The organism is Streptomyces sp. XM4193 (assembly GCF_023072595.1).
Classification (GTDB): domain Bacteria; phylum Actinomycetota; class Actinomycetes; order Streptomycetales; family Streptomycetaceae; genus Streptomyces.
In genome coordinates this window covers 145,899-168,920 of record NZ_JALLGK010000008.1, presented here as the reverse complement: position 1 = coordinate 168,920, position 23,022 = coordinate 145,899, and the positions used below count along the sequence as shown (strand labels likewise).

Below are 23,022 nucleotides of genomic sequence, written 5' to 3'. Positions count from 1 at the left end.
CGCTGCGAAAGGGAGGAACATTGGCCCCGCGCTCAGCCCTCACGCGCCCACGGGCCGTCAAAACGGAGGTACGGATGCGTCGTTCGTTCGCCCGAAGCTGTTCGTCGGTCGCGGTGGCGGCCCTGGTCGCCACGGTCGCCGCCGCGGCGCCCCCGCCGCCCGGACCGCCCCCGGAGCCGGCCGTCACGCCGGGGCAGACCGCGACACCCGTACCGCCGAAGGAGTCCGTCGCGACGGGCCACGGCGGCGCCGTCGCCAGCGTCGACCGGGACGCCTCCGCCGCCGGTCTCGAAGTGCTGCGCCGGGGCGGCAACGCGACCGACGCGGCCGTCGCGACCGCCGCCGCCCTCGGGGTCACCGAGCCGTACTCCTCCGGGATCGGCGGCGGTGGCTACTTCGTCCACTACGACGCCCGGTCCGGTCAGGTGCGGACGGTCGACGGCCGGGAGACCGCGCCGCTGGCCGCCGACCGCGAGCTGTTCCTGGAGGACGGCGAGCCGCTGCCGTTCGACGAGGCCGTCAACAGCGGACTGAGCGTCGGCACCCCCGGTACGCCCGCCACCTGGGACGCGGCGCTGCGCGCCTGGGGCAGCAGGCCGCTGGCCGAACTGCTCGCCCCCGCCGAGAAACTCGCCCGCGAGGGCTTCACCGTCGACGACAACTTCCGGGAGCAGACCGCCTCCAACGAGGAACGGTTCGCCGACTTCCCCGACACCGCGGACCTCTTCCTGCCGGACGGCGAACTCCCCGTCGTCGGCAGCACCCTGAAGAACCCCGACCTCGCGGACACCTACCGGCGCATGGCGGCCAAGGGCGTACGGGACTTCTACCGCGGCCCGGTGGCCCGGGACATCGTGCGCACCGTGAACGCGCCGCGCGTGGACCCCGACGCCGAGCGGACCGTACGGCCGGGCGAGCTGTCGCTGCGCGACCTGCGGCGGTACGCGACCAAACAGCAGCGCGCCAGCCACACCCGCTACCGCGGTCTGGACGTCCACTCGATGGCGCCCTCCTCCTCCGGCGGCACCACGGTCGGCGAGGCGCTCAACATCCTGGAGTCGACCGGCGAGCTGTCGGACCTGGACGAGACGACCCACCGCCACCGCTCGATCGAGGCGTCCCGGATCGCCTTCGCCGACCGCGGCCGATGGGTGGGCGACCCGGCCCAGGAGCGGGTGCCCACCCGCCAGTTGCTCTCCCAGCGCTTCGCCGACTCCCGCGCCTGTCTCGTCGACGACGACGCCGCGCTGACCAGCCCGCTGGCGCCCGGCAACCCGTACGCTCCCCAGGACTGCGACCGCGGTACGGGCACGCCGGTGCCCTCCGGGCGCGAGGGCGTCAGCACGACGCATCTGACCACCTCGGACCGGTGGGGCAACGTGGTCGCCTACACCCTGACCATCGAGTCCACCGGCGGCAGTGCGATGACCGTCCCCGGACGCGGCTTTCTGCTCAACAACGAGCTGACGGACTTCAACTTCGAGCCGGTCAACCCCGAGGTGCACGACCCCAACCTCCCCGGCTCCGGCAAACGTCCGCGGTCCTCCATGGCGCCGACGATCGTGCTGGAGCGGGGCAGCCCGGTGCTCGCCGTCGGCAGCCCGGGCGGCGCGACCATCATCACCACCGTGCTCCAGCTGCTGACCGGGGTCCTCGACCGCGGCCAGTCGCTCCCCGAGGCGATCGACGCCCCGCGTGCGAGCCAGCGGGACACCCCGCGCACCGACCTCGAACCGGAGCTGTGGGAGAGCCCGGTGCGCGTCGAACTGGAGGCGCTGGGACACGAGTTCAGCCGCAGCGCCTCGATCGGCCGGGCCACCGGCATCCAGCGGCTGCCCGGCGGCAAGTGGCTGGCGGCGGCGGAGAAGACACGCGGCGGCGGCGGTTCGGCGATGGTGGTCCACCCCGACCGCCGCTGACCGCGACCGGCCGCTGACCCCGACCGGCCGCCGACAGCGACCGGCCGCCGACAGCGTCCGGGCCGGGCGGGGCAGGAGCGTACGACGGCGTCCTGCCCCGCCCGTAAACGCGGCCGACCGGATCCGGCCACCGCCGGCGGCGCGGCGGCACCGCCGACCCCGGGCTCCGCGCCGGCGGGGCGGCTACCAGCTCGACTTGCGCACGCCGGGCAGCTTGCCGGCGTGCGCAAGCTCGCGCATCGTGATGCGCGAGAGCCCGAACGCCCGCAGATGCCCGCGTGGACGGCCGTCCACGCTGTCCCGGTTGCGCACCCGGGCCGCACAGGCGTCGCGCGGCTGGCGGCGCAACTCCCGCTGGGCAGCGGCCCTTTCGCCCTCCCCGGACGCCGGGTCGCGGATGATCCGCTTCAGCTCGGACCTGCGGGCGGCGTACCGCTCGACGACGGCTTTGCGCTGCTCGTTCTTCGCGATCTTGCTGCGCTTGGCCATCAGACCCTCCCGCCGCGTGCGCGGATTCGGGCGACCGCCCGCTCGATGCCGATGGTGTCGACCGTCCTGATGCCCTTGGTGCTGAGCGTCAGCCGCACGTGCCGGCCCTCGGAGGGCAGCCAGTAGCGCTTGCGCTGGATGTTGGGGTCGAAGCGGCGTGAGCTGCGCCGGTGCGAGTGCGAGATCTGTTTGCCGAACGTCGGTGCGCGGCCGGTGAGTTGGCAGTGGGCGGACATCGGGCCACCTCTCTTCCTTAATGAAAACGATTGTCGTTTGTGTATAGTACCCCCATGCCACGCAACGACCTCCGTCCGGTCATCCGCCTGCGGTCCACCGCGGGAACCGGCTACACGTACGTGACCCGCAAGAACCGCCGCACCAGTCCCGATCGGCTGGAGCTGCGCAAATACGACCCGGTGGCCCGCCGGCACGTCCTCTTCCGCGAGCAGCGCTGAGCAGCCGCCCGGCCGCACCCCGCCGCGGGGCCGCCTCACCCCATGGCCGCCTCACCCTGTGGCCGCATCGGCCAGAGACCGCATCGACCCGAGACCGCACCCCCGCCGCGCGCGAAGCACGCGGCCGGGGGCCGAGACCAGGAATGAGTCCGCTTGTGAAACCCGACATCCACCCGCCGTACCGGCACGTCGTCTTCCGGGACCGGTCCGCCGGCTTCGCGATCCTCACGCGTTCGACGGCCACCAGCGAGCGCACCGTCGAGTGGGAGGACGGCCGCACCTACCCCGTCATCGACGTGGAGGTCTCCTCGGCGAGCCACCCCTTCTACACCGGGCGGGCCAAGGTCATGGACACCGCCGGACGCGTCGAGCGCTTCCAGCGCCGCTACGCCCGCCGCGAGGGCGGCCGATGACGCCGCCGGACCCGACCGCGCACGGCCGGCGGCCCGGCCCCTCCGACCGCGGCGGAGCGCTGCCGGTCGTCGTGGTCGGAGGGCTGCACCGGGACGCCCGCAGCGCCGCCGTGGAGCGGCTGCTCACCGCGGTGCCCGGCAGCGTCGCGCTGCACCACGACCTCTCGGACGCCACCGCGGGCTCGGTGCGCCGCACCGTCCGCGAGCGGGGCGGGCTGCTGGACACCGGTCACGTCCCGCTCTCCAACGACTGTGCCTGCTGCGCGCTCCGCGAGGACCTGGTGCCCGAGCTGCTTCGGCTCGCCGGGGTCGGGGTCTGCCGGCTGGCGATCGTCGAGCTGTGGGACTCGGTCGAGCCCAAGGCGATGGCCGAGGTCGTCGCCGCGCACGCCGGAGACGAACTGCGCCTGGCGGGAGTCGTCGTGGCCGTGGACCCGGCCCTGGTGCTCCCCACTCTCGCCAACGGCGACGATCTCGCCGAGGCCGGGCTCGCCGCCGCACCCTCCGACCAGCGCACCGTCGCCGACACCTTCGCCAGGCAGCTGGAGTACCCGAACGTGCTGGCGCTCGTCGAGGGCGAGGAGGTGCCGGACGAGACCGACCGGGCGCTGCTCGCCCAACTCCACCCCACCGCGCGTCGACTGCCGGTGGCCCACCCCGACTTCCCCTCCGCCGCCACCGCGGGCTTCGGTGTCGCCGAAGCCGCCGAACGGCAGCACCCCGCCTGCGCGTTGCTGCCCCAGGACGGATCCGCCGACGGGGTCGGCACCCTGGTCTGGCGCAGTCGCCGCCCCTTCCACCCGGGACGGTTGTACGCGGCGCTGGAGGAGCTGTGCTGCGCCGCCGCCCGCAGCCGTGGCCGGTTCTGGCTCGCCGACCGTCCCGACACCCTGTTGCACTGGGACTGCGCCGGCGGCGCGCTGTGCGTCGAGAGCGTCGGCCCCTGGCTCGCCTCGCTTCCGGACGCCGCCTGGGATCTGGCCCCGCCGGTGCGTCGTGCCGCCGCGGCCCTGGACTGGGACCCCGAACACGGCGACCGCGTACAGCATCTGGTCTTCGTCTCGCCGGACCTGGACCGGGAGAACCTCGCGGCGCTGCTGGAGTCCTGTCTGCTCACCGAAGCCGAGTACGCGGCCGGCCGGGTCGGCTGGAAGCAGCTGTCGACCGCTTTCGACGACCTGCTCGACCAGGCCGCATAGCCCCCGTCCGCGCCCCCACCCGCGCTCGCACCCGCGCTCGCACCCGCGCTCGCACCCGCGCTCGCACCCGCGCTCGCACCCGCACTCGCGTCCGGAACGCCCCACCGTCCCCGCCTGCCGGTGCATCCGCCCGCCCGTCCGTCCCGTACCGCCCGTCCCGTCCCGTACAGCCCGTCCCGTCCCGTACAGATCGAGGAACGCCCGTGCCCACGCGCTCCGTTGCCCGCCGCCCCGCCAAGTCGCGTCCCAACCCCCTGGACGCGGCCGGCATCACGTACATCGACTACAAGGACACCGATCTGCTGCGGAGGTTCGTCTCCGATCGGGGGAAGATCCGTGCCCGCCGCGTGACCGGGGTGACGCGGCGCCAGCAGCGACAGCTGGCGCGGGCGATCAAGAACGCTCGCGAGATGGCGCTGCTGCCGTACGTGTCCCGCTGAACCCACCCTGCCCGTGCGCGATTTGCGCACCTGCCGCCCCGCGGCGCCACGCCCGGACGAGACCCGTCCGCAGTGCGCGGCGCCGCGGGGTGAACCTGTTGGCCGCCTCGCGCGTCTAAGCAAGTGTCAGTAGTGGGCGGGGTGCTGATGGTTACCCGGAGTTCGTCATCGGACGACACAGGGGTTGGTTCGGCTTCCATGCCTCTGACCGGGGGTGATGGCGTCACGACAGGCTGTCGTGCACGTGCATTGGCAAATGCATTGGCACGTGAACGCAGCTATCATCCCCGGAAGTTGGGTCCTGAACTACCTGGGAGTGTCCGATGCACCACGCACACAACGGCATGGCGTCCAAGGATCTCCACGGGGTCGTGTGGCAGAAGAGTCGGCACAGCAACTCCCAGGGCACCTGTGTGGAGTTCGCCAAGCTGCCTGGAGGGGACGTCGCCATGCGCAACTCCCGTTTCCCCGACGGCCCCGCGCTCGTCTACACGCCGGCGGAGGTCGAGGCGCTGCTGCTGGGCGTCAAGGACGGGGAGTTCGACCATCTGATCGTCGACTGAGCCCGTACGGGCGGGCGTCGGCGCCCGTTGGGCGGTGTGCACGGATCGCCGTCGCGCCGAGCGCCCGCGACCCGCCTCCGGCTCAACGCCTGCACCCGGCTCGACGCCCGTGTCCGGCCCAACGCCCGTGTCCCGCAGGCCCGGTCGGGCAGGCGCGTCGGGCTCGTCATCCACGCGTCGCGCCCGCGCGGCACGTACATCCTGTCCGTCACGCGCGCGCGAACCGCCCTGCGCGCAGGCCGCACCGGCCGCAGGGCGCGCGGGGGGTGAGGTGTGGCGCCGGCCCCCGCGGCTCAGCCCCCGTTCCGTGCGCCACACCTGCTGTGCGGTCCGCCGCCTCAGGCGGACATCCCGGAGCTTCCCGCTCCGGGCAGTCGGAAGAGCGCCCACACGACCTTGCCCGAGGGGTTGCCCTCGACCGTCTCCCAGCCCCAGCTGTCGCTGAACGCCTCGACCAGGAAGAGGCCGCGGCCCGACTCCGCGTCGTCGTCGGCGTAGTCGGCGAGCCGCTCGGTCCCGTACGCGCTGCCGTCCTCGGTGATCGGCGCGTGCAGGCTCGGGTCGCGGACCGCGCACACCAACCGCGAGGCCCAGCGCATGAGATGCAGTCGCACCAGGGGCTCGTCGGACGGGGCGGAACGGGTGCGGCACCTGCTGGGAACCGCGTGCCGCAGCGCGTTGGTCACCAGCTCGGAGGCGACGAGGGTGACGTCGTCGCAGTACCGCGGGAGCTGCCAGCTCGCCAGTGTCGTCTGGGCGAACTCCCGCGCGGTGCCGACCGCTTCGTAGTGCGAGGACAGGATGCAGGTGGCGGAACCGGAGAGCGGGTCGTGGCTGGATGACGAATGCCCTCGCCATAAGGGCTCGAGCACGGTCTGTCCTTTGGTCGCCATGACGTTGGTCCCCCTGGCTGGACGGCGGCGCAGATCCTCGCGGATCCGATGACGGCGCACTCCCGATCGCTCGGGAGCCCAATTGGTCGCGCACACGGTGCACTTGGGCTGACTCCATGGTTGCCAATGCAGTCGGCGGATGCAAGGGCAGATGCACGTGCACGCGTAACTTTCGATCGTGTGTAATCGTGCGGGCACTCAACGAAGCGCAAAGATGGCAGACTGCAAGCTGAATCTGGGCGGGCGTCTTATCTGTATAGGAGCAAATCCGGTGACAGGTGGAGTGATCGGATCAACTGGGGCAAGTGGAGTGAACGCCCCGAGCGGGACAGGCGGTTCGATGGTCCGCCGCATCCTGCTCGGCTCCCAGTTGCGCCGTCTCAGGGAGGCGCGGGGGGTGACCCGGGAGGCGGCGGGCTACGCGATCCGCGCCTCCGAATCCAAGATCAGCCGGATGGAGCTGGGACGGGTGAGTTTCAAGGCGCGGGACGTGGCGGACCTGCTCACGCTCTACGGGGTGGTGGAGGACGTGGAGCGCGAGCCCCTGCTCAACCTCGCGCGCGAGTCCAGCATCGCCGGCTGGTGGCACAGCTACAGCGACGTACTGCCCTCCTGGTTCCAGACGTACGTGGGCCTGGAGGGCGCCGCCTGCGCCATCGACACCTATGAAGTCCAGTTCGTGCACGGCCTGTTGCAGACCGAGGCCTACGCCCACGCCGTCGTCTCCAGCGGCCACCGCGAGCAGGTGGCCGAGAGCGAGGTCGAGCGCCGGGTGGCGCTGCGGATGGCCCGCCAGAAGCTCCTCCACCAGGAGAACCCGGCCCAGCTGCGCTGTGTGCTGGACGAGGCCACCCTGCGCAGACCCTTCGGCAGCCACGCCATCCTGGACGCCCAGCTCGCCCACCTCGCGGAGCTGTCCGAGCTGCCCAACATCACGCTTCAGATCACCTCCTTCGAGCTCGGCGGACACCCCGCGGAGAGCGGCGCGTTCACCGTCCTGAGCTTCCCCGAGCCGGAGATCCCCGACGTCGTCTACCTGGAGCAGCTCACCGGCTCGCTCTACCTCGACAAGCCCGACGAGGTCGGTCAGTACGCGGGCGTCATGCGTCGCCTCACCGACAACTGCCTCTCGCCGGAGGAAACCCGCGTCTACCTCCACAAGCTGCGTCAACTCACCTGACCCGTGGCTACGATGACGCACCATCGACTGCTGACCACGTGACTCTTCGAAGGACCGGCATGCCCTACTTCACGGATCTGGCCTCGCAGTACATAGACGGCGAATGGCGTCAGGGGAGCGGCTCCTGGGACATCATCGACTTCAACCCGTACAACGGTGACAAGCTCTGCTCGATCACCGTCGCCACCGTCGAGGAGATCGACGAGGCGTACCGGGCGGCCGAACGCCGGCAGGCCGTCTGGGCCGAGACCAGTCCGTACACCCGCAGGCTCGTCTTCGAGCGTGCGCTGCGCGTCATCGAGGACCGCGAGCAGGAGATCGCCGACGCGATCGTCGCCGAGCTCGGCGGAACCCGGCTGAAGGCGGACTTCGAGCTGCAGTTGGCCAAGGAGTTCCTGCGGCAGGCGGTGCACCTGGCGCTGAGCCCCGAGGGCCGCATCATGCCCTCGCCCGTGGACGGCAAGGAGAACCGCGTCTACCGCGAGCCCGTCGGTGTCATCGGCGTCATCTCGCCCTTCAACTTCCCCTTCCTGCTCTCCCTCAAGACCGTCGCCCCCGCGCTCGCCCTGGGCAACGCCGTGGTCCTCAAGCCGCACCAGAACACCCCGATCTGCGGCGGCACGCTGGTCGCCAGGGTCCTGGAGGAGGCCGGACTGCCGGGCGGCCTGCTGAACGTGATCGTGACCGACATCGCCGAGGTCGGGGACGCCTTCATCGCGCACCCGGTGCCCAAGGTCATCTCCTTCACCGGCTCCGACCGGGTCGGCCGGCACGTCGCGACGGTCGCCGCGAGCCACTTCAAGCAGACCGTGCTCGAACTCGGCGGCAACAGCGCCCTGGTCGTGCTGGACGACGCGGACGTCGACTACGCGGTCGACGCGGCGGTCTTCAGCCGGTACGTCCACCAGGGCCAGGTCTGCATGGCCGCGAACCGCATCGTCGTGGACCGTTCGCTGGCCGAGGAGTTCACCGAGAAGTTCGTCGCCAAGGTGCGCGGTCTCAAGGTCGGCGACCCCGGCGACCCGGACACCCTGATCGGTCCGCTGATCAACTCCGGCCAGGCCGAGCGGGTCGCCGCGGCCGTGCAGCAGGGCGTCGACGAAGGCGCGACCGCGCTGCTTCGCGGCGAGTCCGACGGCAACCTCGTCTGGCCGAGCGTGCTCACCGACATCCCCGAGGACTCCGCGCTGCGCCGCGAGGAGATATTCGGGCCGGTGGCGCTGATCATCGCGGTCGACGGCGAGGAGGACGCCCTGCGGGTGACCAACGACACGCCCTACGGACTCGGCGGCGCCGTCCACACCGCGAGCGTCGAGCGCGGCGTCGCGTTCGCCCGCCGGGTGCGCAGCGGGATGATGCACGTCAACGACTCGACCGTGGCGGACGAGCCGATCGTCCCGTTCGGCGGGGAGAAGCACTCCGGCCTCGGCCGCCTCAACGGCGACCAGTTCGTGGAGGCGTTCACCACGACCAAGTGGATCGCGATCCAGCACGGCCGCAGCGGCTTCCCGTTCTGACGCCGCCGCGCTGCCCCGGCCCCCGCGCGGCGTTCGCCCGGCGCACCGCCCGCTGCGGGTGCTGAGCCCCGCCCGCGACGGAGCGGTTTCCCGACCCCGGACCCTTGCGGACAGAAGTCGACCGCAAGGGTCCGTAGCGTGCTGATCAGTGGTGAGGGCCGGACCGGCCCCCGACGCCTGTCGCCACGACGCCCACGCGAAAGGTCGATCCCATGAGCGCCATCCCCACCAAGCCAGAGGCCCGCGGAGACGAAGCCGGCGCGCTGCTCGGCTACCTCGACGCACAGCGGCAGTCGGTCCGACGATCCGTCCACGGACTCACCGACGAGCAGGCCCGCAGCACGCCGAGCGCGAGCGCACTCTCCCTCGCCGGCATCCTCAAGCACGTCAGCCAGGGCGAGGCGGACTGGCTGCGGCTGATGAGCGGCAAGGAGACCGTCGACTACAGCGACCCGGAGGTCCTCGCCCAGCAGGAGAAGTCCTTCACCGCCGAGGGCGAGGAGGAGAGCCTGGAGGCGCTCCTGGCCGCGTACGAGGAGATCGCGGCCGAGACGGAGCGCACCGTCCGCGAACTCCCGTCCCTGGACGAGACGTTCGAGGTGCCGCCGGCGCCCTGGGACGCGGGCGGCACCCGCAGTTGGCGCTGGGCGCTGCTGCACCTGATCGAGGAGGTCGCACGGCACAGCGGCCACGCCGACCTCGTGCGGGAGACCCTGGACGGCCGGACCGCAGTGGACCTCATGATCGCCAACGGCGACTTCACCCTCCCCGAGGAGTGGCGCTGAGCGGTCGGCGGCGCTGAGCGGTCCGACCGGCGCGCGCCTGCCGCACCGAGGTGTGCGGCAGGTGTCCCGGCACCCCGGTGATCGTCCCGACTAGGGTGTGTGCCTGTCGCCGTTGCGCCTCGCGGCGAGCCGCACAAGTTGCAGGGAGTGGCCCGGGAATGTCCGCGATCCGTCTGCTGGTGCTCGGCGCCGTGCGCCAACACGGCCGGGCACACGGCTACATGGTCCGCAACGACCTGGAGTTCTGGGGCGCCCACGAGTGGTCGAACGCAAAGCCCGGATCGATCTACCACGCGCTCAAACAGCTGGCCAAACAGGAGCTGTTGACCGCCCACACCACCTCGCCGAGCCCCGACGGCGGACCGCCCCGCACCGAGTACGAGCTGACCGGGGCCGGCGAGGAGGAGTTCCTGCGGCTGCTGCGGCACGCGCTCACCGCGATCGACGAGAAGCCGGACGTGCTCACCTCGGCCGTCGGCTTCATCGTCGACCTGCCGCGCGCCGAGGCGATCGAGCTGTTGCGCGCCCGGGTGGCCGCACTGCGCGCCTGGCGCGCGGAGGTCGACGCACACTGGAGCCCCGGCGGGCCGACCGCCCCGGAGATGGGCCACATCGGCGAGATCATGGACCTGTGGGTGCACACCTCCGACAGCGCCGCCGCATGGACCGAAGGGCTCATCGCCCGACTCGAGGAAGGCAGATACGTGATGGCCGGTGAGGGAGAGCGCGAGGCGGACGTCCTGCCCGAGGGCACGGCGAACCCGTACGCCGACGGGCACAGCCACCGCATCGAGGTGACCGCCGAACCGGCCGGCGCGGGCAGGGTGCGGGTGACGTGGCGCGGGGCCGAGATCGCCGACAGCGCACGGCCGCTGCTGCTCACCGAGACCGGCTACCCGGACCGCTACTACCTGCCGCCCGAGGACGTACGCACCGCGGAGCTGGTGGAGACCGAGCGGCGCACCCACTGCCCGTTCAAGGGCGACGCCCGCTACTGGGCGCCGCGCGAGACGCCGGGCGACGAGATCGCCTGGAGCTACCCCAGTCCCAAACCGCTGGTGGCGGCGGTCCGCGACCACCTCTGCTTCTGCGAAGGCGACGACGTACGGATCGAGATCCTCCCGAACTGAGCCGTCCCGCACGGCACTTCGAACCCGTCCGGGGCGGCACGCTCTCGGGTCCGGACCCGGGTCCGGACCCGAGCGGCCGCGCACCGGCCGTGCGGTGCGCGGCGCTCACACCTGCGCGTAGCCGCCGTCGGCGAAGAACTCGGCGCCGTTGACGTAGCTCGCCGCATCCGAGGCGAGGAACACGGTCACCGCGGCGATCTCCTCCGGCTCGGCGAGCCGGCCCAGCGGGACGTCGCCCTCGGCCTGTTTCAGCACCTCGGCCGGGAGCAGCTCCAACAGGCCCGGAGTGCGGGTGCCGCCCGGCGACACCACGTTGACGCGGAAGCCGTGCGCACGCGAACTCAGGGCCCAACCGCGGGCGAGGCTGCGCACCGCGGCCTTCGACGCCGCGTAGACCTCCAGTCCCGCATCGGGCCGCGTCGCGGCGGTCGAGCCCGTGAGGACCACCGACGCACCGGCGTTCAGGTGCGGCAGCGCCTGCTGGAACGTGAAGATCGTGCCCTTGACGTTGGTGGCGAACAGGGAGTCGACCAGCTCCTCCGTCACCTCGCCCAGCGGTGCCGCGGTGCCGATGCCGGCGTTGGCGACCAGCACGTCGATACGGCCGGCCCGCTCGCGCACCGTCCGATAGAGCGCGTCGAGCTCCGAGGGCACCGCGACGTCGCACACCAACCCGGTGACTCCGTCGCCGAGTTCGGCGACCGCGGTCTCCAGCGCCGCCTCGCGGCGGCCGGTGATGAACACCTGCGCGCCTTCGTCGCGAAACGCGCGTGCGGTGGCGAAACCGATGCCGGTACTGCCTCCGGTGATCACCGCGACCTTGTCTGCCAAGACGGCCATGCCGTCCTCCTCAAGAATTGTGGACCGTTGAGTCAATAACTCTCCGGGATATGGACTGATCGGTCAAGAATAAGGGTTGGGGGCTGCGCGGCCGGAGTCGGGCAGGAGGCGGCCCGGGCGGGAGGAGCAGGACGAGCGCCGTGAGCGAGCCGCGCTCCCGGAGGCCGGAGCGCTCCTGGCGGACGGGCTCGGCGCGGGCGGCTGGACACGGGCGCGGCTGGCCCGGGGCGGGTTGGGCTCGGCGCGGCCCGGTCTCGGCGCGGTTGGGCTCGGAGCGGCCCGGGCTCGGGGCGACCGGGCTCGGGGCGATCGGGGAGAGTGCGCGGGGGAGTGGCCGCGCTACCGGGTGGGGGCGGGCAGGATGCGCGCCAGGGTCGACCGGGCCGCCGAGGCCAGGGTGTCGACGTCCGTGCCGGTGCGCCCCAGGGCGAGAAGACCGAGCTGGGCCACGAGCACGGTGCGGGCGGTCTCGGCGGGGTCCGCCCCGGGGTCGAGGTCGCCTTCGCGCTGGGCGCGCTCCAGTGCTTCGGTGAGGAGGTCCGTGATCGCCTGGTGGCTGCGGCGGGCCTCGGCGGCCACTTCCGGGCCGGCGGAGGCGAGTTCGGCGTTGCTGTTGGCGAGCAGGCACCCACGGCGCGCAGCCGCCCCGGTGGGATCGGCGGCCGGGCCGAGCACGAACTCGTGCACCGCGTCGATCTTCCGTGTCGCCGACTCCAGGCGCTCGCGCAGGCTCAGCAGGTTCGCGTCGTCGTACTCGCGCAGCACCCGCAGGAACAGCTGCCGCTTGTCCCCGAAGGCGCCGTAGAGGCTGCCCCTGCCAAGTCCGCTGACGCGCAGCAGGTCCTCCAGCGACGTCGCCGCGTAGCCCTTGTCCCAGAACTCGTCGCGGACGGCGAGCAGGACGCGGTCTTCGTCGAACTTCCGGGGTCGGGCCATGCCCTTCAGCGTATTGGCTCCGGGCGGCCCCGCTAGCCGCTGGTGAGCGAAAGCTTCGCCGCGAAGCCGAGGAACGCCGTGCCGGCCGCCGCCGAGGCGCCCGCCTGGAGACGCCGCCGGCTGCGGAAGGCCGCCGCCAGCCGCGTACCGCCGAAGATCAGCAGCGACAGATAGGCGAAGCTGAACAGCTGCGCCCACAGCCCGAGCACCACGAACGTGAGCGCCGGGTACGGGTAGGCCGGATCGACGAACTGGACGAAGAAGGAGACGAAGAAGAGGATCGCCTTCGGGTTCAGCAGGCTGGCCAACAGCGCCCGGCGGAACGGGAGTTCACGTGCCGGCCCGCGGCCGCTCGTACCTGCCGCGGCCGGTCCGGTGCTTTGCCCGGTGCCCTCTTCGGTGCCCGCGGCGGCGGACTCCGGCGCCTCCGCGCGGCGCCGCCACAGCTGCCACGCGCCCCGCAGCAGCCCAATCGCCAGCCAGCTCAGATAGCCGGCGCCGAGGTACTTCACCACCGAGAACGCCAACGGGCTCGCCTGCAGCAGCGAGGCCACGCCGCCCGCCGAGAGCGCCATCAGCACCGCATCCCCGCAGAAGACCCCGCAGGCCGCCTGGTACCCCGGACGCACCCCGCGGCGGGCCGCGACCGAGACGACGTAGAGCGAGTTCGGCCCGGGGAGCAGCACGATGAGGGCGAGACCCACGAGGTAGGTGGGAAGGTCGGTGATACCCAGCATGGGTCGTAGCCTGGCACGCGGCGGGTAAGGACCAAAACGGCGTTTTGCCATCCGGACAGCCGAGGGGCGGACGGGCGTCGGGCGGGGTGAGCGCCGGGCGGGGTGAGCGCCGGGCTTGCACCTCACGCGACGTGAGGACGGACAGTGGTGCCGTTCCACTCACCAAGGAGGCGCACATGGGCCATTCCGTCGGCCGGGTCGCGAGTCTCGCCGGGGTCACGGTGCGCACGCTGCACCACTACGACGAACTCGGCCTGCTCACGCCCGGCGAACGCACCCCTGCCGGACACCGCCGGTACAGCGACGCGGACCTCGACCGGTTGCAGCGCGTCCTCTTCTACCGGGAGCTCGGCTTCCCGCTCGAAGAGATCGCACTGCTCCTCGACGATCCGACGACCGACCCGCTCGAACATCTGCGGCGTCAGCACCGCGCGCTCACCGGGCGGATCGAGCAGCTGCGGAAGATGGCCGCCGCCGTTCAACGCACCCTGGAGGCACAGACGATGGGCGTCAACCTGACCCCCGAGGAGAAGTTCGAGGTCTTCGGCGACCACGATCCGGACCTCTACGAGGCCGAGGCCGAGGAACGCTGGGGCGGCACCGAGGCGTACCGGCAGTCGCGGCGCTGCGCCGCCTCGTACACCAAGGAGGACTGGCAGCGGATCATGGCCGAGCACGACGGCCTGTGCCGCCGCCTCGCCGCGCTGCGGGAGTCCGGCGAACCCGCCGACTCCGTACGGGCGATGGATCTGGCGGAGGAGCACCGGGCCTGGATCGGCCACCACTACGAGTGCGGCTACGAGATGCACCGCGGGCTGGCCGACATGTACGTCGCCGACGAGCGGTTCACCGCGACGTACGACGCCTTCGGGCCGGGCCTCGCGACGTATCTGCGGGAAGCGGTGCACGCGAACGCCGACCGCCGCTCCTGAGCCGGACGGCGACGCGGGGGCGACGCGGGCGACGCGGGTACGGACCGCCGGTGCCACCCGCGCGCGGGCAGTACGGGCCGGGCTCGTACGCGTCCGGCCGCCTCGCCCGGGCGTCCGGCGCCGGGCGGGTGGGTCAGACCCTGGCGTGCTTGCGGCGGCCGCGCTCGGGCAGGGCCGCCCGGCGCTCCTTCGCCTGCCGGATACGGCGTTCGGCGACGATCACGGTGACGACCAGCGCGAAGCCGAAAGCCATCAGGGTAAAGGTCGCGGGGGCGCCGTCACCCGGCGCGTACATGTTCCGGTCGTCGTCCTGCCAGGGCCACAGCGCGCGCATCGAACCGGCCATCAGACCGGTCATGACGACGATCGCGATGTGGTGGTGGTGCTCCAGCACCCACTTCAGCACCTTCACGAAGAGCCCGAGCCCGAGCGCGCAGCCGAGTGCGAACGAGCCGAGCAGCGCCAGGTCGCGGTCGTTGGCCGCGTCGATGACCGGCTGGTAGAGGCCCATGGTCAGGAGCAGGAAGGAGCCGGAGAGTCCGGGCAGCACCAGGGCGCAGATCGCGATGGAGCCGCCGAAGAACACGGTCAGCGGGTTCGCCGTCACCTCCGCCGGGGTCAGCCCCGTCAGGAAGAAGGCGCCCAGCCCCATCGCCGCTGCCACCAGGTAGTTCAGCGGCTTCCAGCGCTGACCGGAGTGCGTGTACGGGATGTACAGCGACGCCAGCACCAGCCCGAAGAAGAGCGCGAACGCGTACTGCTGGTGGTTCTCCACCAGCGGGGCGACCAGCTTGGCGCCGAGTGCCAGTGCGCACACCATGCCGATCATCATCGGCAGCACCATCGGCCAGTCCGCCCGGCGCAGCTCCTCCTTGGCCCGTGCACCGCCCCTGCCCCGCGGCAGATCGGAGATCGCGAGCCGCACGGCGCTGGTGATGTGACCGGCGGCGTTGATGAGCGTCTCGTAGGCACCGATGATCAACGCGACCGTTCCGCCGCTGACCCCCGGTACGACCTCGACGACGCCGATCAGGCCGCCCCTGAACACATTGAACGCGCGTGTCCCGAGGGAGTTGCTGTTGCTCGGCGCCATGATCTCCTGTTTCCGTACGGGCTCCACAGGCGGTTGAACGGGCTACATCCTATGCTGCGCCTCGTGGGCACCCAGCAGGGGAGAGGCACCTCTCGCCACCTGGTGAAACAGTGGACAGTTGGGAAGGTCCGAAGCCGACGGGTCTCGCGTGACGGAGGAGTGGCAGGACGTGGTCGGGGACAAACGCGGGAAGCGTCCGGGGTCCGGGGGCGCGACCCCCGCGACGAGCCGCAGGCCGGCTGCCGGGCCGGACGCCGCCGGGCGTCCGGAGTCCGAGCGGGAGCACGCGCGCGGAGCGGACGCGTCGCCCGACGCCCCGTCGGCGGAGGACGCCGAGAGCGCGGAGCGGGCCGCCGAGGCCGAGGAGGCCGCGGTCGAGGAGGCCATCGCGGAGGAGGTCGCCGCCGAATCCGACGCCCAACCTGCCGCCGCGGAACCGGCCGACGAGCCGGACGCCGAACCGGAGGACGAGCCTGGTGCCGCCGAGCCGGACGGCGCCGTGGGACTGCCGGCCGGCGTCCCCCGGCGGGCTCTCGCCGAGGACTTCGACGAGGAGTGGCCGGAGGGCCCGGTCGACGACGCGGACTCCCTCTACGACTACGACGACTACGAGGACGGCCACAGCACCTTCACCCCGCCCTTCGGGGTGCCGATGCCGCCGCTTCCGCAGGACGAACACCCCACGTCCGAGTTCGCCGTGCCCAAGGGCCTGCTGGCGCGGGAACCGGAACCGGTGGACGAGCACCCGACGTCGGAGTTCGCCGTACCGGAGGGCTTCCGGCTGCCCGAGCGCGAACAGCCGGGCAGCGCCTTCCAGTTCACTCCCGCCGGGGGTGTGCCGACGACCGCGGGCCGTGGGCCGATGGCGAGGCGGGCGGCGCCCTGGCAGGACCGTATGCGCACGATGGTCCGGATGCCGCTGGCCGAGCGGCCCGCGCCCGAGCCCTCGCCCCGCGGCGAGGACGAGACCGGCCCGGCCGCGCCTCGTGTGCTCGACCTCACGCTCCGCATCGGGGAGCTGCTGCTGGCGGGCGGTGAGGGCGCGGAGGACGTGGAGACCTCCATGTTCGCCGTGGCGCACGCCTACGGGCTCGACCGCTGCGAACCCACCGTCACCTTCACGCTTCTCTCGGTCACCTACCAGCCCTCGCTGGTCGACGACCCGGTGAGCCTGAGCCGTACGGTGCGCCGGCGCGGCACCGACTACACCCGGCTGGCCGCCGTGTTCCGGCTGGTGGACGACATCACCTCCTCCGAGGTCACGCTGGAGGAGGCGTACCGGACGCTGGCGGAGATCCGCCGCAACCGGCACCCGTTCAGCAAGAACGAGCTGACCATGGCCACCGGGCTGCTCGCCGGCGCCGCCGCCACCCTGGTCGGCGGCGGTCCGCTGGTGTTCGTACTGGCCGCGCTCGGCGCGATGGCCGGCGACCGCCTCGCCTGGCTGTGCTCAAGCCGTGGGCTGCCCGAGTTCTACCAGTTCGTGGCCGCGGCGATGCCGCCCGCCGCCATCGGCGTCATGGTCACCATGGGCCTCCACGAGGTCTTCGACGGCGTGCGTGCCTCCGCGGTGATCACCGGTGGGCTCTTCGCCCTGATTCCCGGAAGGGCGCTGGTCGCGGCCGTGCACGACGGCCTGACGGGTTACTACATCACCGCCGCCGCCCGACTACTGGAGGTCATGTACCTGATCGTCGGCATCGTCTGCGGCGTGCTGCTGGTGCTCTACCTCGGCGAGCAGTTCGGGCCGGGATTCGATCCCGACACCGTCTACTCCATCGAGCGCCCCGTCACCCAGCTGTTCGCCGCGATGCTGCTGGCGTTCGCCTTCTGCGTGCTGCTCCAGCAGGAGCTGCGCACGGTGCTGTGGGCCACCCTGAACGGCGGTGTCGCCTGGCTGATCTTCGCGACCCTCGCGCACACGGTGGAGATCGACCCGGTACCGGCGACGGTCGCCGCCGCCGGACTGGTCGGACTCTTCGGGCAGCTGCTCTCCCGGTACCAGTTCGCCTCCGCGATGCCGTACATCACCGCGGCGATCGGCCCGCTGCTGCCCGGTAGCGCCACCTACTTCGGGCTGCTCGGCATCGCCCAGGGCAACACGGACAAGGGCTTCCAGTACCTCGCCACGGCGGCTGCGCTGGCGCTCGCCATCGCCATCGGCGTCAACCTGGGCGGCGAGCTGGCCCGGCTCTTCATCAAGACGCCCGGTCTGGAGACACCGCTGCCCGGCCGTCGCGCCGCCAAGCGCACCCGCGGCTTCTGACGCAGCCCCGGCCCGTACGACACCCGGCTCCGACGCGCGTCTTTTGTCTGCGGCATGGGCGTCACCCGGAGCCGGTGGCTGTGTCCGTGCAGACGAGAAGGGCGCGTCCCGAGGGACGCGCCCTTCTCGTCTGCTGTCTTCGGGGCTCAGTGGCCGCCGTTGGCCTCCAGGCGCTTCACGCTCGCCTCGACCTCGGCCTCGGCCTCGGTGCGGCCCACCCAGTTGGCGCCCTCGACGGACTTGCCGGGCTCCAGGTCCTTGTACACCTCGAAGAAGTGCTGGATCTCCAGCCGGTCGAACTCCGAAACGTGGTGGATGTCCCGCAGGTGCTCCATGCGCGGGTCGGACGCCGGTACGCAGAGCAGCTTGTCGTCGCCGCCCGCCTCGTCGGTCATCCGGAACATGCCGATCGCCCGGCACTTGATGATGCAGCCGGGGAAGGTCGGCTCGTCCAGCAGCACAAGGGCGTCCAGCGGGTCGCCGTCCTCGCCGAGGGTGCCGTCCACGAAACCGTAGTCGGCCGGGTACACGGTCGAAGTGAAGAGGTGGCGGTCCAGTCGAATGCGACCGGTCTCGTGGTCCACCTCGTACTTGTTCCGCGATCCCTTCGGGATCTCGATGGTGACGTCGAACTCCACTGGGAGGCTCCTCCGTGATCAACACACATGTCTGGTGATTAAGTGTCCCTCACGCTGGTGTCTGCTCGCGAAAGGGGCTGGTCCTAGGTGCGGGGTACGCCCATGAACCGGTGGGTCCGTTCACTGGACGCGGTGGACACGGGGGTGCGTGCCGTCCGCCGACGTTGGTACGCGACCCCGCTTCCGCGGCGTCGTGACTGGCAGGCGGTGGCCGGTTCCGCTGTTGTCGGCCTGACCGTCGCGGTGACCGCGGTGGCCTCCACCGGCCCCTGGGACTCGGGTCAGCGTACGGCTGAACGCGGCTGGGCAGCCGACCGGGAGCCCGACAGTGGCCAGGGCCACACCGGCGACGGGCACTCGGACGACAGTCGCCCCGGCCGCCCGGACGACGGCGCCGCGCCGCGGCCCGGCGCCCCGCCCGTGCTCGGCGCGCTCGGCAGCGAGGGCAGCCCGCCCAGCGGCAAGGGCCTGGGCAAGGCGTTCAAGAAGCTGCTGAAGGACCCCGCGCTCGGCAACCGCACGACGTTCTCGGTCGGGGACGCGCTCACCGGCAAGGAGCTGTACGCCGGCGGCGGCGACGACGCGGTGGTGCCCGCTTCGACGATCAAGATCGCCACCGGGGCCGCCGTACTGACCGCGCTCGGCCCGGAGCACCGCATCCCCACCCGGACGGTGTGGGACGCGAAGAAGAAGCGCGTCGTCCTCGTCGGCGGCGGAGACCCCACGCTCACCGAGAAGCAGTTCGCCTCCCTCGCGACCGCCACCGCCCGCAGCCTGAAGAAGCGTGGCCTGAAACCGACCGCGCTCGGCTACGACACCTCCCGCTACTCCGGGCCGGACCGCCACCCCATCGGGGTCAACGACAACATCGCCCCGCTCACCCCGCTGATGGTCAACTCCGGTCGTACGGACGACTCCGTCAAGGGCCCCGCGCCCCGCGCGCTGGACCCGTCCGCCGACGCCGCCGAGCGGTTCGCCGGACTGCTGCGCGACCGCGGCGTGGCCACCGAACGCACGGTCTCGGCCAAGGTCGCTAAGGGCTGGACCGAGGCGATCGACGGCCGGGAGAAGGACCACCCCGGAAACGACGGGGACGGCGGCGACGACGGCCGGCCGGGCACCGAACTGGGCGTCCACCGCTCCGCGCCGATGTCCTCGCTGGTCGAACGGATGCTGCTGAACAGCGACAACGACATCGCCGAGGCGCTCGCCCGTCAGACCGCGCTGGCCACCGGCCGCACCGCCGACTTCGGCGGGGCGGAGAAGGCCGTGCGAAGCCAGTTGAAGAAGCTCGACCTGCCGATGAAGGGCACCCGCTTCGCCGACGGCAGCGGCCTCAGCCGCGCCGACCGGGTCTCCGCCACCTTCCTCACCGCGCTGCTCGCCCGTGCCGCCGAGCCCGACCGCGCCGCGCTCCGGCCGCTGTTGACCGGTCTGCCGGTGGCCGGTTTCAACGGCACGCTGGGCGGTCGCTACGGCACCCCCGAAACCGAGCGGGGCGCGGGTCTGGTGCGCGCCAAGACCGGCACCCTGACCGGGGTCAACTCCCTTGCGGGCACGGTCGTCGACGCCGAGGGCCGGCTGCTGACGTTCGCGCTCGTCACCACCGGAGCCAAGGACTCCCGGGCCGCCCAGAACGCCCTCGACGCGCTGGCCGGCAGACTCGCGGACTGCGGCTGCCGCTGACCCGCCCCGCACGAGCCCGCCCCCGCACGTGCCCGCCCCGCACGAGCCCGCCCCGCACGAGCCCGCCCCGCCCGCGCACGAGCCCGCCCCGCGCGGCACGGGCCGGACCCGCGCCCGGGGCCTCCCCCGTGCCGCTCGCACCGCTGTGCCGTACGCAGCGGAAGCCGTACCGTGAAGCCATGACGAGCATGGGGCGTTCAGACGGTACGGACCGTGGCGGCTTCGAGAGCAGTTCCTCCCGGGGGAGGGGCGCGGGCAAGGGCGCGGACCTCGTCGACTGGGACCTCGCGGTGGCGACCGCGACGCGTCTGGTGAAGTCCGGCCCCGAGGTGGACCGGACCGAGGCGCGTGCCGTCGTGGCCGAGCTCCGTCGGCACGCCGAGGCATCCGAGGCCCATGTGCGCGGCTTCACCGGGCTGGTGCCGGTCGGTGCCGCCGGGGACACCCCGGTGCTGGTGGTCGACCGGGCGGGCTGGATCAAGGCCAACGTGGCCGGCTTCCGCGAGCTGCTGACCCCGATGCTGGAGAAGATGCGGGCCAAGCGGACCGCGGTGCCGGGCGGGGCGCTGATCGGCTCGCTCGGCGGGAAGATCACCGGCGTGGAGGTGGGGATGCTGCTCTCCTTCATGGCCTCCCGGGTGCTCGGCCAGTACGAGACCTTCGCGCCCTCCTCGCGCGATCTGCCGGGTTCGGGCGGCGGCCGGTTGCTGCTCGTCGCGCCGAACATCGTCCACGTGGAACGCGAACTCGACGTGGACCCGCACGACTTCAGGCTCTGGGTGAGCCTGCACGAGGAGACGCACCGCACCCAGTTCACCGCCGTGCCGTGGCTGAAGGACCATCTCGAGGGCGAGATCCAGTCGTTCCTCGGCGAGACGGACGTGGACCCCTCGATGCTGCTGGAGCGGCTGCGCGAGGTCGCCCAGAGCGTCACCGGCGCGCGGCCGGACTCCGAGCGCGGCGACAGTGGCGCGAACTCCACGGGTGGCGAGAGCGGCCGGGGCATCGCCGAGCTGCTGCAGACACCCGCCCAGCGCGAGATCCTCGACCGGCTGACCGCGGTGATGTCGCTCCTGGAGGGGCACGCGGACTACGTGATGGACGGCGTCGGGCCCGAGGTGGTGCCCTCGGTGGCGGAGATCAGGGAGAAGTTCCAGAAGCGGCGCCAGGCGGGCGCGGGCCGGCTCGACCAGGCGCTGCGCAAACTCCTCGGTCTGGACGCCAAGTTGCGGCAGTACAGGGAGGGCGAGCGGTTCGTGCGGGCCGTGGTGCGGGAAGTCGGCATGGACGGTTTCAACAAGGTGTGGACCTCGCCCAACACCCTGCCGACCAAGGCGGAGATCGCCGATCCGCACGAGTGGGTCGCCAGAGTGCACCGTACGGCTGATTCCTGAGCCGGTACGCCTCGGGAATCACCCTTCCGAGGGACCCTGGCCCGTGCAGGGCGCATGCGATGCTCTGAGCAGCCTTCGACCTCTGTCACCATCAACGCACTCAGTGTGACGGAGTGGTCGGGTCCTGCCGCGACGCCCGCGTCGCGCCGAGCCGACATCGCACACAGCCGAGAGCCCGGCGGGCAGCCCTGGCCGCCTCCGCGGGAGCGCCGTTGCTCAGCCGAGCAGCCGGCCGGGTCCCTCGACCCAGCAACTCTGAGGAAGTGGAACGGACATGGGTCCTCACCCCGCGGTCGCCGCGATACGTCTGGCGGTCCGCCGCGCACTGCGTGAAGTCCTCGCCGACGCCGGCAGCGAGCCCGGCACCGGCCTCGGCGGCCCGAGCACCGGGCACGTCGGCAACGCCGCCCTGAACGAGCCCGGCACCCGCCGCCCGGGCCAGCGGCGCGCCGTCCCCGACCGGCCGCCCCTCGTGCTCGCCGCCTGCTCCGGCGGCGCGGACTCGATGGCGCTCGCCTCCGCGCTCGCCTTCGAGGCGTCCCGCAGCGGAGTGCGCGCGGGCGGCGTGACCGTCGACCACGGCCTGCAGGAGGGCTCCGCCGGCCGCGCCGAGGAAGTGAGCGCCAGGCTGCGGGAGTTGGGGCTCGATCCGGTGGAGTGCGTACGGGTGCGCGTCGGGGGCGACGGCGGGCCCGAGGCAGCCGCCCGCACCGCCCGCTACGCCGCGCTCGACGAGGTGGCCGGCCGGCTCGGCGCCAGCGCCGTGCTGCTCGGCCACACCCGAGACGACCAGGCGGAGACCGTGCTCCTCGGGCTCGCCCGCGGCTCCGGCACCCGCTCGTTGTCCGGGATGGCGGCCTGCACCGGCTCGATCGTCGCGGTGCCGGGGTCCGGTGCCGCCGGCCCGGCCGCGGCCCACGCCCCCGCGGCCGAGGCGCTGCGCCGCTACCGCAGGCCCTTCCTCGGCATCGACCGCCAGACGACGCGCACGTCCTGCATGGAGCAGGCCCTGCCGGTCTGGGACGACCCGCACAACTCCGACCCCGCGTACACCCGTTCGCGGGTTCGGCACGAGGCGCTGCCGGTGCTGGAGAAGGCGCTCGGCAAGGGCGTCGTGGAGGCGCTCGCCCGTACCGCGCAGCTCGCCCGCGACGACGCCGACGCCCTGGACGCCTGGGCCGCCGAGGCGGAGCGCTCCGCGCGGGTGCCGGAGCAGGGCGGCCCGCCGGCCGGCGCGCGGCCCCGGATCGGCCTGGACATCGGCCGCCTCGCGGTGCTGCCGCCCGCGGTGCGACGGCGGGTGCTGCGCCGCGCCGCCGTCGAAGCGGGCGCTCCCGCCGGGTCGTTGTACGCCCGGCACATCGAGGAGGCCGACCGGCTGATCACCGCCTGGCGCGGGCAGCGGGCCATCAACCTGCCCGGGCGGGTGGAGGCCGGACGGACGGGTGGCACACTGTTCCTTCGGCAGAGCGACGTGTGAGCGCGCACCGGCGATCGAGCGAGAGCAGCTGCAGAGC

General features: G+C 72.5%; 23 protein-coding genes and 1 pseudogene. 16 read left to right on the top strand and 8 right to left on the bottom strand.

The genetic code is table 11. The annotated features are described in order from the left end of the window. Positions 1 to 74: 74 nt before the first annotated feature. Complete coding sequence (gene ggt, locus MTQ01_RS20350; protein ID WP_247492138.1) at positions 75 to 1,919, top strand: gamma-glutamyltransferase; 1,845 nt, start codon at positions 75 to 77, stop codon at positions 1,917 to 1,919. 183 nt (positions 1,920 to 2,102) lie between these two features. On the opposite strand, the gene rpsN is transcribed toward ggt, so the two are convergent. Together rpsN and rpmB are read right to left on the bottom strand one after the other, a co-directional pair. After that, positions 2,103 to 2,408, bottom strand: a complete 306-nt coding sequence (gene rpsN, locus MTQ01_RS20345; protein WP_247492137.1) for a 30S ribosomal protein S14 — start codon at positions 2,406 to 2,408, stop codon at positions 2,103 to 2,105. Further along, on the bottom strand, positions 2,408 to 2,644 hold the full coding sequence (gene rpmB, locus MTQ01_RS20340) for a 50S ribosomal protein L28 (RefSeq protein WP_211042230.1): 237 nt from the start codon (positions 2,642 to 2,644) through the stop codon (positions 2,408 to 2,410). Before rpmB ends, rpsN begins: the two co-directional genes overlap by 1 nt. A 54-nt stretch (positions 2,645 to 2,698) precedes the next feature. On the opposite strand from rpmB, the gene rpmG reads away from it, so the two are divergent. The 5 genes from rpmG to MTQ01_RS20315 all read left to right on the top strand — a co-directional run bounded on the left by rpmG (position 2,699) and on the right by MTQ01_RS20315 (position 5,478). Beyond that, complete coding sequence (rpmG, locus tag MTQ01_RS20335; RefSeq protein WP_211042231.1) at positions 2,699 to 2,863, top strand: 50S ribosomal protein L33; 165 nt, start codon at positions 2,699 to 2,701, stop codon at positions 2,861 to 2,863. Between the two features lie 155 nt (positions 2,864 to 3,018). Further along, a complete protein-coding gene (locus MTQ01_RS20330) occupies positions 3,019 to 3,276 on the top strand; it encodes a type B 50S ribosomal protein L31 (RefSeq protein WP_247492135.1) in 258 nt (85 codons plus the stop codon). Beyond that, entirely contained in the window at positions 3,273 to 4,475 is a 1,203-nt protein-coding gene (locus tag MTQ01_RS20325; protein ID WP_247492133.1) for a GTP-binding protein, read from the top strand. The genes MTQ01_RS20330 and MTQ01_RS20325 overlap by 4 nt, the downstream gene beginning before the upstream one ends. A gap of 203 nt (positions 4,476 to 4,678) precedes the next feature. Then, positions 4,679 to 4,915 carry a 30S ribosomal protein S18 gene (rpsR, locus tag MTQ01_RS20320; protein WP_247492131.1) on the top strand — a complete coding sequence of 79 codons (237 nt, stop codon included), beginning with the start codon at positions 4,679 to 4,681 and terminating at the stop codon, positions 4,913 to 4,915. 323 nt (positions 4,916 to 5,238) lie between these two features. After that, positions 5,239 to 5,478: a DUF397 domain-containing protein gene (locus MTQ01_RS20315; protein WP_247492130.1), complete on the top strand. Its 240-nt coding sequence runs from the start codon at positions 5,239 to 5,241 to the stop codon at positions 5,476 to 5,478. 338 nt (positions 5,479 to 5,816) lie between these two features. Here the strand turns inward: MTQ01_RS20315 and MTQ01_RS20310 are convergent, their stop codons facing one another. After that, positions 5,817 to 6,371: an ATP-binding protein gene (locus MTQ01_RS20310; protein ID WP_247492128.1), complete on the bottom strand. Its 555-nt coding sequence runs from the start codon at positions 6,369 to 6,371 to the stop codon at positions 5,817 to 5,819. A 340-nt stretch (positions 6,372 to 6,711) separates the two neighbouring features. On the opposite strand from MTQ01_RS20310, the gene MTQ01_RS20305 reads away from it, so the two are divergent. The 5 genes and pseudogenes from MTQ01_RS20305 (at position 6,712) to MTQ01_RS20285 (ending at position 10,983) form a co-directional block, all read left to right on the top strand. Beyond that, complete coding sequence (locus MTQ01_RS20305) at positions 6,712 to 7,551, top strand: helix-turn-helix transcriptional regulator (RefSeq protein WP_247492126.1); 840 nt, start codon at positions 6,712 to 6,714, stop codon at positions 7,549 to 7,551. A gap of 59 nt (positions 7,552 to 7,610) precedes the next feature. Then, on the top strand, positions 7,611 to 9,068 hold the full coding sequence (locus tag MTQ01_RS20300) for an aldehyde dehydrogenase family protein (RefSeq protein WP_247492125.1): 1,458 nt from the start codon (positions 7,611 to 7,613) through the stop codon (positions 9,066 to 9,068). A 212-nt stretch (positions 9,069 to 9,280) separates the two neighbouring features. After that, the gene (locus MTQ01_RS20295) at positions 9,281 to 9,853 is read left to right on the top strand and encodes a DinB family protein (RefSeq protein WP_247492124.1); all 573 of its coding nucleotides are present in this window, start codon (positions 9,281 to 9,283) and stop codon (positions 9,851 to 9,853) included. Positions 9,854 to 10,011: 158 nt separating this feature from the next. Continuing rightward, positions 10,012 to 10,638 (top strand): annotated as a pseudogene (locus MTQ01_RS20290) (PadR family transcriptional regulator); the annotation flags it as partial. A 9-nt stretch (positions 10,639 to 10,647) separates the two neighbouring features. After that, positions 10,648 to 10,983 (top strand): DUF427 domain-containing protein, encoded by a 336-nt coding sequence (locus tag MTQ01_RS20285; protein WP_247492282.1) that lies wholly within the window; start codon positions 10,648 to 10,650, stop codon positions 10,981 to 10,983. Positions 10,984 to 11,088: 105 nt separating this feature from the next. Here MTQ01_RS20285 and MTQ01_RS20280 read toward each other — a convergent pair whose 3' ends face one another. The 3 genes from MTQ01_RS20280 to leuE form a co-directional block, all read right to left on the bottom strand. Further along, positions 11,089 to 11,823: an SDR family NAD(P)-dependent oxidoreductase gene (locus MTQ01_RS20280; protein WP_247492123.1), complete on the bottom strand. Its 735-nt coding sequence runs from the start codon at positions 11,821 to 11,823 to the stop codon at positions 11,089 to 11,091. A 339-nt stretch (positions 11,824 to 12,162) separates the two neighbouring features. Continuing rightward, positions 12,163 to 12,759, bottom strand: coding sequence for a TetR/AcrR family transcriptional regulator (locus tag MTQ01_RS20275; RefSeq protein WP_247492122.1), 597 nt, complete (start codon positions 12,757 to 12,759; stop codon positions 12,163 to 12,165). A gap of 32 nt (positions 12,760 to 12,791) precedes the next feature. Beyond that, positions 12,792 to 13,496: a leucine efflux protein LeuE gene (gene leuE / locus MTQ01_RS20270; RefSeq protein WP_247492121.1), complete on the bottom strand. Its 705-nt coding sequence runs from the start codon at positions 13,494 to 13,496 to the stop codon at positions 12,792 to 12,794. 176 nt (positions 13,497 to 13,672) lie between these two features. Between leuE and MTQ01_RS20265 the strand changes: the two genes are divergently transcribed. Then, a complete protein-coding gene (locus MTQ01_RS20265) occupies positions 13,673 to 14,428 on the top strand; it encodes a MerR family transcriptional regulator (RefSeq protein WP_247492120.1) in 756 nt (251 codons plus the stop codon). A gap of 133 nt (positions 14,429 to 14,561) precedes the next feature. On the opposite strand, the gene MTQ01_RS20260 is transcribed toward MTQ01_RS20265, so the two are convergent. Continuing rightward, positions 14,562 to 15,521 (bottom strand): DUF368 domain-containing protein, encoded by a 960-nt coding sequence (locus MTQ01_RS20260; RefSeq protein WP_247492119.1) that lies wholly within the window; start codon positions 15,519 to 15,521, stop codon positions 14,562 to 14,564. A 505-nt stretch (positions 15,522 to 16,026) separates the two neighbouring features. Here MTQ01_RS20260 and MTQ01_RS20255 point away from each other — a divergent pair. Next, a complete protein-coding gene (locus MTQ01_RS20255) occupies positions 16,027 to 17,787 on the top strand; it encodes a threonine/serine exporter family protein (protein ID WP_374207815.1) in 1,761 nt (586 codons plus the stop codon). A 146-nt stretch (positions 17,788 to 17,933) separates the two neighbouring features. Here the strand turns inward: MTQ01_RS20255 and MTQ01_RS20250 are convergent, their stop codons facing one another. After that, positions 17,934 to 18,425: an inorganic diphosphatase gene (locus tag MTQ01_RS20250; RefSeq protein ID WP_211040328.1), complete on the bottom strand. Its 492-nt coding sequence runs from the start codon at positions 18,423 to 18,425 to the stop codon at positions 17,934 to 17,936. Between the two features lie 102 nt (positions 18,426 to 18,527). Here MTQ01_RS20250 and dacB point away from each other — a divergent pair, with 102 nt between their 5' ends. The 3 genes from dacB to tilS all read left to right on the top strand — a co-directional run bounded on the left by dacB (position 18,528) and on the right by tilS (position 22,985). Further along, positions 18,528 to 20,111: a D-alanyl-D-alanine carboxypeptidase/D-alanyl-D-alanine-endopeptidase gene (gene dacB / locus MTQ01_RS20245; protein WP_282613920.1), complete on the top strand. Its 1,584-nt coding sequence runs from the start codon at positions 18,528 to 18,530 to the stop codon at positions 20,109 to 20,111. A gap of 179 nt (positions 20,112 to 20,290) precedes the next feature. Next, positions 20,291 to 21,505 carry a zinc-dependent metalloprotease gene (locus MTQ01_RS20240; protein WP_247492117.1) on the top strand — a complete coding sequence of 405 codons (1,215 nt, stop codon included), beginning with the start codon at positions 20,291 to 20,293 and terminating at the stop codon, positions 21,503 to 21,505. A gap of 274 nt (positions 21,506 to 21,779) precedes the next feature. Next, positions 21,780 to 22,985, top strand: coding sequence for a tRNA lysidine(34) synthetase TilS (gene tilS, locus MTQ01_RS20235; RefSeq protein WP_247492116.1), 1,206 nt, complete (start codon positions 21,780 to 21,782; stop codon positions 22,983 to 22,985). Positions 22,986 to 23,022 lie beyond the last annotated feature (37 nt).